General features: G+C 38.2%; 6 protein-coding genes and 1 pseudogene. 4 read left to right on the plus strand and 3 right to left on the minus strand.

Annotated features, from left to right (window positions below; translation table 11 throughout):
• Positions 1-181 (plus strand): annotated as a pseudogene (locus tag ACEW8O_RS15480) (acyl-CoA thioesterase); the annotation flags it as partial.
• Between the two features lie 382 nt (positions 182-563).
• Positions 564-1,151: a DUF3244 domain-containing protein gene (locus ACEW8O_RS15485; protein WP_373495529.1), complete on the plus strand. Its 588-nt coding sequence runs from the start codon at positions 564-566 to the stop codon at positions 1,149-1,151.
• Positions 1,152-1,284: 133 nt separating this feature from the next.
• On the opposite strand, the gene ACEW8O_RS15490 is transcribed toward ACEW8O_RS15485, so the two are convergent.
• The 3 genes from ACEW8O_RS15490 to ACEW8O_RS15500 form a co-directional block, all read right to left on the minus strand.
• Positions 1,285-1,845, minus strand: coding sequence for a helix-turn-helix domain-containing protein (locus ACEW8O_RS15490; RefSeq protein ID WP_373495530.1), 561 nt, complete (start codon positions 1,843-1,845; stop codon positions 1,285-1,287).
• 5 nt (positions 1,846-1,850) lie between these two features.
• Complete coding sequence (locus tag ACEW8O_RS15495) at positions 1,851-2,189, minus strand: type II toxin-antitoxin system HigB family toxin (RefSeq protein WP_373495531.1); 339 nt, start codon at positions 2,187-2,189, stop codon at positions 1,851-1,853.
• An 88-nt stretch (positions 2,190-2,277) separates the two neighbouring features.
• Complete coding sequence (locus ACEW8O_RS15500; protein ID WP_373495532.1) at positions 2,278-2,697, minus strand: DUF1016 N-terminal domain-containing protein; 420 nt, start codon at positions 2,695-2,697, stop codon at positions 2,278-2,280.
• Positions 2,698-2,874: 177 nt separating this feature from the next.
• Between ACEW8O_RS15500 and ACEW8O_RS15505 the strand changes: the two genes are divergently transcribed.
• Entirely contained in the window at positions 2,875-4,410 is a 1,536-nt protein-coding gene (locus tag ACEW8O_RS15505) for a M20/M25/M40 family metallo-hydrolase (protein ID WP_373495533.1), read from the plus strand.
• A 389-nt stretch (positions 4,411-4,799) separates the two neighbouring features.
• Positions 4,800-5,869: acyl-CoA dehydrogenase family protein (locus tag ACEW8O_RS15510; RefSeq protein ID WP_373495534.1), on the plus strand; the 1,070-nt coding region annotated here is incomplete at its 3' end.

Consider the following 5,869-nt stretch of genomic DNA (forward strand, 5'->3'; position numbering starts at 1 on the left):
AGAACTCAAAACTGTTCTTTGGACTACCATGCGCTATGTCACCATCAAGGAAGGAAAGTCAACCGACCATCAGGGGAGTATCCTGGAGTTTCTCAAAGCGACCTCAGAAAACCTGGATATTTCAAATATGACGATCAAAGAAAGGGTGAAAAGCCTGAAATCAAAATTATTGGACAGTTGATTTTGCCCATTCTTGCCCGATAGAGAACGGAACCTGTACACCAGCGTACAGGATTTTTAGGTTTGGATTTTTTGGCACGACTTACTGAAAAAAATATTCTTATTAATTTTTTTTAATTAACCCATCTGAACGCAACCTTTTAAGTATCAGCATTTCAACAGTTTTTACCAAAATCTGTCCGCTTTCTGAACAAAGTCGGGACCAAGTGTTCCATGGTGATACAGAATTTTGGGGAAAGCATGAATTCTATGTTTAGGTGGAATTCTAAATTTTAACAATTATTTATTTTTTATGGCAGCTTAAGTGTGCCCTAAATGGCATGCAGGATTGTGTTGGTACAGATAATGGATAAAGGAGAGTACCAACTTAAACAACTGCAATTATGAAAAAATTACTCACACTCGCTTTGGCCGCTACACTAGGTGTGGCCACCTTAGCAAACGCATCAAATGAAGATCTTAAAACTTTAGCCTCTGTAAAAACAACAGAAAAGAAGGTCAGCATAACATTGAGAGAAGGTCTTGGTAAAGTCCGATTGGCAATATTGAACAGTGATGGCCAAAAACTTCACCAGCAATTTGTCAAAGTAAAACAAGACGTAATAGTTCCCTATGATTTATCCGAGCTGCCTGCCGGAGAATATCAGGTAATGATCGAAAGCAATATCAAAGAACCGAGCCATGATATGGCCATATTTTCGGTGGAAACCAAAAACAGCAAATCATCATACCCATTGGTTGCCTATGGCAAGAAAATAGACAATGATTCATTCAAACTATCGGTGGTCGGTCTGGATGAGCCTGGAGTTCAGGTAGAAATTTTCGACTATAAAGGAAGAACCATTTTCACCGAAACCATTAATCAGGCTGAGGGTTTTGTCAAGGTGTATCGCTTAAGTGATCTGACCATCAAAGATGTATCCGTCAAAGTAACCGACAAACTGGGAAGAACCAAAAACCTATATCTGTAAACTTAACCACTATTTAACCTTAGCCCCGGAGTAGATGCTTCGGGGCTTTTTTTGTGGGGCTATTGGGGAAGGCTTTGCTCAAGGAAATGAAGTCAGGAAATTATGATTAGAGGGGTGAGATCGATAGGAGATTTTATGCAATTTCAAAATCTTCTTTTTTCAATTTTAGTTTTGGATTATCAAGCTTTTGGAAGGATTTAATTATATTTTCTCTTTCTGTTTGATTTAAAAAGGTAGGGACCAAATCAGTTAATTCAATTTTGAAAACTCTATTTATTACAATTAAATCTTTTAAAGTGAAGGGACTTATACCATTCATTAATTCTGACATATAAGATTTACTGTTATGTCCCAATATTGTAGCAAGATTTTCTTGGGTTAGATTTAAGTTTTTAAGCTTTTTTCTGATTAATTCCTTTCTTCTTTGAATGAATTGTCTTTCTTTTTCTGCGATAAATTCGGCTAAATCACTCTCTTGTATTTTTTTACTTGTGATTCTTGAGCTTTTAGACCAGTTTTTGTTTTCATAATCTTCGATTAAGTCTCTTAATTTCTTGCGAATGAATTTGTATTTTGGATCTTCTTTAGAAAGAATCCGTAATTTTCTTTCAGCAATCAAAGCTCTTTCAAAATCCAATTCATTTTGAATTTTTTCAGTATCCAATAATTTTGAAATGTCAAGTTGAGTTTTCATATTTTTTAAATCCAGTTGTTAGAGCTTAACCATTTTTTTATTGTGTTCTTATTGTTCTTAAAAGTTGTTTCGTATTCTTGATGAGTTCCAACCCAAACAACCGAAGCTTCATCATCATCAAATTCTATAAGAATCATTGTTCTATGAATATTTAAGTTAAAAAAGTAAAACCCGTCACTATGTACGCAGTCTGCATCAGGCCTGCTTTTTATAAGTTTTGTTTGATTTTCCCAATCGTTATTTTCAATATCCTCAATAAGTTTGTCTATAGCATTAGATAAAGGAACATTTCCTCTATTTTTCTTTTTTAATTTCTCTAAAACTTTTTTATTGACTAATCTCATTATATGATACAAATGTAATTAAAAGTTCGGTTATATTCCGAACTTTTAATTATTCTAAAATACAATTTTGGCTTTCAATACCGTAAAATCAATTCTTAAATTGTTTATCCTTTAATTGAGCATTCACTGAATGCACAATTTTAACCAATTGATTTATAATATTTTGTAATTCCTCAGTCAGCGACTGAGGAATTGGATCAATACCAAAACCCAAATGTTTCAATTCGTCAGTCAGCGTCTGACTAATTTGTGGGTATACTTTGTAAAACTGCCGATTAATGATAAGACTTGTTTCAGAAAGTCCTTTAATACTTAGTGATTTTGCCAACTCGGGAATTAATTTTTCCCCATAATTGGCACGGTCATTTCCATTTTGCTCAAATTCCACGATGTAAAAACCAATCAACCAATTTCTGATTGTAAGATGTTTGTTAACGGATTTCACGGCACCTTGCTGTAGGGTGTTATGTGTTTGCTGAATGGTATTTACCAATAAATCAAAGTTCATAGGCTCAGTTTCAGTAGATGACTTTTCATTAATGTTATGTTAAAATCAAAATTCAAGTTAATTATTTCCCACCACTATTTACACCAACGGCCAATGCCAACTAGATTTTTTTTACATTTTTGAATCTTCAATGCAGTATTAGATGTAAACCCAAAGTTCAATTATCAAATAAAGCTTATGAAATTCAATAATCGATTTTCTTTATTGACGATTGCCATGTTGCTGTGGTCAGCCAATTTGATGGCGCAGGAAAAAGTAGACCTGGAAATGGTTTACAAAATCAAATCTGAAGGTATCGGAAACTCCCAGATTCAGGACCTGTCGTTTCATTTGACTGATTACCTCGGACCAAGATTGTCAGGATCTACCAACCTCAGGAATGCCAGAAATTGGGCAGCGGATAAATTCAGGGATTGGGGATTGGGCAATGTGCGGATTGATCCTTATGGAGATTTTGGCAGGGGATGGAATGTCAAAAAATCCTATATCGCCATGAAGGAGCCATATTATGCACAGATTATCGGTTACCCAAAAGCTTGGACAGATGGGACTGAGGGATTGTTGGATACTGAGGTGATGCTTTTGGAAATTTCCACTGCCGATGATTTTGCCAAATACAAAGGGAAGCTGAAAGGTAAGGTGGTCATCACTCCGGCAAACCTCACAAACAACCCTGCATTTGAAGCAGAGGCTAAGAGACTGACAGATCAGGAGTTGGAAGATAGAAAAACCATCAACTTCGGAGGAGGCGGAGGAAGATATACACCGGAGATGCTGGCACAACTGAGAGCCCAGCGTGATTTGGACCAGAGGCTCATGGCATTTTTATTAGAAGAAGAGGTTGGATTGAGACTTACCGGAACGAGGGGGAGTTTTGGGACGGTTTTCCATACAAGGTCAGGTTCATTCAGTAAGGAGAAAAATAAAACAGTTCCCGAAATGGAAATTGCCTCTGAGCACCATGGAAGGATTTATAGATTATTGAAAAACGGCAAACCCGTCAAAATCGAAGCCGAGATCGAAGTGGAATGGTTGGATGATGATTACAGTGGGTACAATGTGCTCGCAGAAATCCCCGGAACAGACAAAAACCTGAAACCTGAGATAGTAATGTTGGGCGCCCATTTGGATAGTTGGCATGCAGGAACGGGAGGCAACGACAATGCCGCCGGAGTTGCCGTGATGATGGAAGCCATCAGGATTTTGAAAGCACTGAATTACCAACCAAAAAGAACGATCAGGATTGCGCTTTGGGGTGAAGAAGAGCAGGGGCTTTTCGGTTCCAGGGGCTATGTTCAGAAGTATGTGGCAGACAGGAACTCAAAAGAAAAAAAGGCGGAATGGGACAAGATATCGGCCTATTATAATCTTGACAATGGTTCAGGAAAAATCAGGGGGATTTACCTTGAAGGGAATGACCAATTGGTTCCAGTATTTGAAAAATGGTTTGAGCCTTTTCATGACATGGGTGCCAAAACCATTACTTTGAGGAATACAGGTTCAACCGACCATGTTGCTTTTGAAGCTGTGGGTGTTCCCGGTTTTCAGTTTATCCAGGATCCCATAGACTATGGAAAAGGCTACCATACCAATATGGATGTATATGAAAGAATGCAGTTGAGCGACATGACCCAAGCTGCTGTCATCATTGCTTCCATGATTTACCATACCGACCAAAGACCTGAAAAACTGCCAAGAAAACCTTGGAACTGATGGTTTTTTATCCATTCTCTTTTCCGGGATTTGATTTCCGTTTCTCTTCATGAATTGAATTTTTGTCCGATGTCTGATGACGGATGTTAGTTTAGACAGTGATTAAATGAAGAGATAAGTTGTAAAGATCTGTAAAGATTAAATTGGGGAAGCTGAATTTTCTCCCCTTTTTTATTGCTGGGAAAGACAACGATTGCTTTTGAGATTAGTTAATAGAGGAGACACACCGATTTATTTTAAATGAATGTCCTTTTCATATAAGTCTTTATCTAGTTTTACCAAAATATTGATTTAAAACTACATTTAGTTATAGTATATTTCAGATTAAATACTGTTGGTAATTTTATTTTCCCAATTAATATTTTGAAACCCATAAACCCAAATATAAAATGTATCAAGTCACAAGAACGATTTTTAATGAAGAGCATGAACTCTTTCGACAGTCCGTCAGGGATTTTATTGCAAAGGAAATTACACCCAACAATGCAATTTGGGAAAAGGAAAAAATGGTCAGCAGGGAATCATGGAAAAAGCTTGGTGAAAACGGATTTCTATGCCTTCAGGCATCGGAAGCTTTTGGAGGAATGGGGATCCGGGATTTCAGATTCAATGCCATTTTTATCGAAGAACTGGGACTTTCGGGTTGTTCCGGACCTGCAATAGGCTATCCGCTTCATAGTGATATCGTCTTTCCATATGTCCAACATTACGGGACAGAGGCCGCCAAATCCAAATACATACCGGGCATGGTCAGTGGTGACCTTATCGGCGCAATAGCCATGACCGAACCCGGTGCAGGTTCTGATCTTCAGGCCATCAGGTCAACTGCTGAAGATAAAGGAGACCATTACCTGATCAATGGATCAAAGACTTTTATTACCAATGGGTTTCTCTGTGATATTGCAGTTGTGGCGGCCAAGACCGACCCCCATGAGGGAGCAAAGGGTATAAGCTTGTTTATTGTGGACAAGGATATGGATGGTTTTTCCAAAGGTGTTCCTTTTGAAAAAGTCGGTTTGCATGCGCAGGATACCTGTGAGTTGTTTTTTGAGGATGTGAGGGTGCCAAAAGAAAATCTCTTGGGTAAGGTAGGAGAGGGTTTCAAATATCTAATGACTGAACTTGCTCAGGAAAGATTGATCGTGGCCTTGGCTGCTGTGGCATTGGCCGAATCGACTTTTTTATCCACTGTAGAATATGTCAAAAATAGGGCAGCATTTGGGAAAATGGTTTCTGATTTTCAGAATACCCGATTCAAATTGGCTGAGATGGGAGCCAAATTGGAGCAGGGAAGGATTTATGTCGATCAGTTGGTCATGTTGCACAATGACAAAAAAGTAGATGGGGCAATGGCCTCATCCGCAAAATACCTTATGACTGAACTCCAATGTAATGTTTCCGATGAATGTGTGCAGCTTCATGGCGGCTATGGCTATATGTGGGAATATGGCGTGGCCCG

Source organism: Aquiflexum sp., assembly GCF_041749095.1.
Classification (GTDB): Bacteria; Bacteroidota; Bacteroidia; order Cytophagales; family Cyclobacteriaceae; genus Aquiflexum.

What these genes read in the sequence shown, in the direction of transcription:
- ACEW8O_RS15485 (WP_373495529.1), top strand. Translation starts at nt 564, where the DNA reads ATGAAAAAATTACTCACACTCGCTTTGGCCGCTACACTAGGTGTGGCC.
- ACEW8O_RS15490 (WP_373495530.1), bottom strand. Translation starts at nt 1,845, where the DNA reads ATGAAAACTCAACTTGACATTTCAAAATTATTGGATACTGAAAAAATT.
- ACEW8O_RS15495 (WP_373495531.1), bottom strand. Translation starts at nt 2,189, where the DNA reads ATGAGATTAGTCAATAAAAAAGTTTTAGAGAAATTAAAAAAGAAAAAT.
- ACEW8O_RS15500 (WP_373495532.1), bottom strand. Translation starts at nt 2,697, where the DNA reads ATGAACTTTGATTTATTGGTAAATACCATTCAGCAAACACATAACACC.
- ACEW8O_RS15505 (WP_373495533.1), top strand. Translation starts at nt 2,875, where the DNA reads ATGAAATTCAATAATCGATTTTCTTTATTGACGATTGCCATGTTGCTG.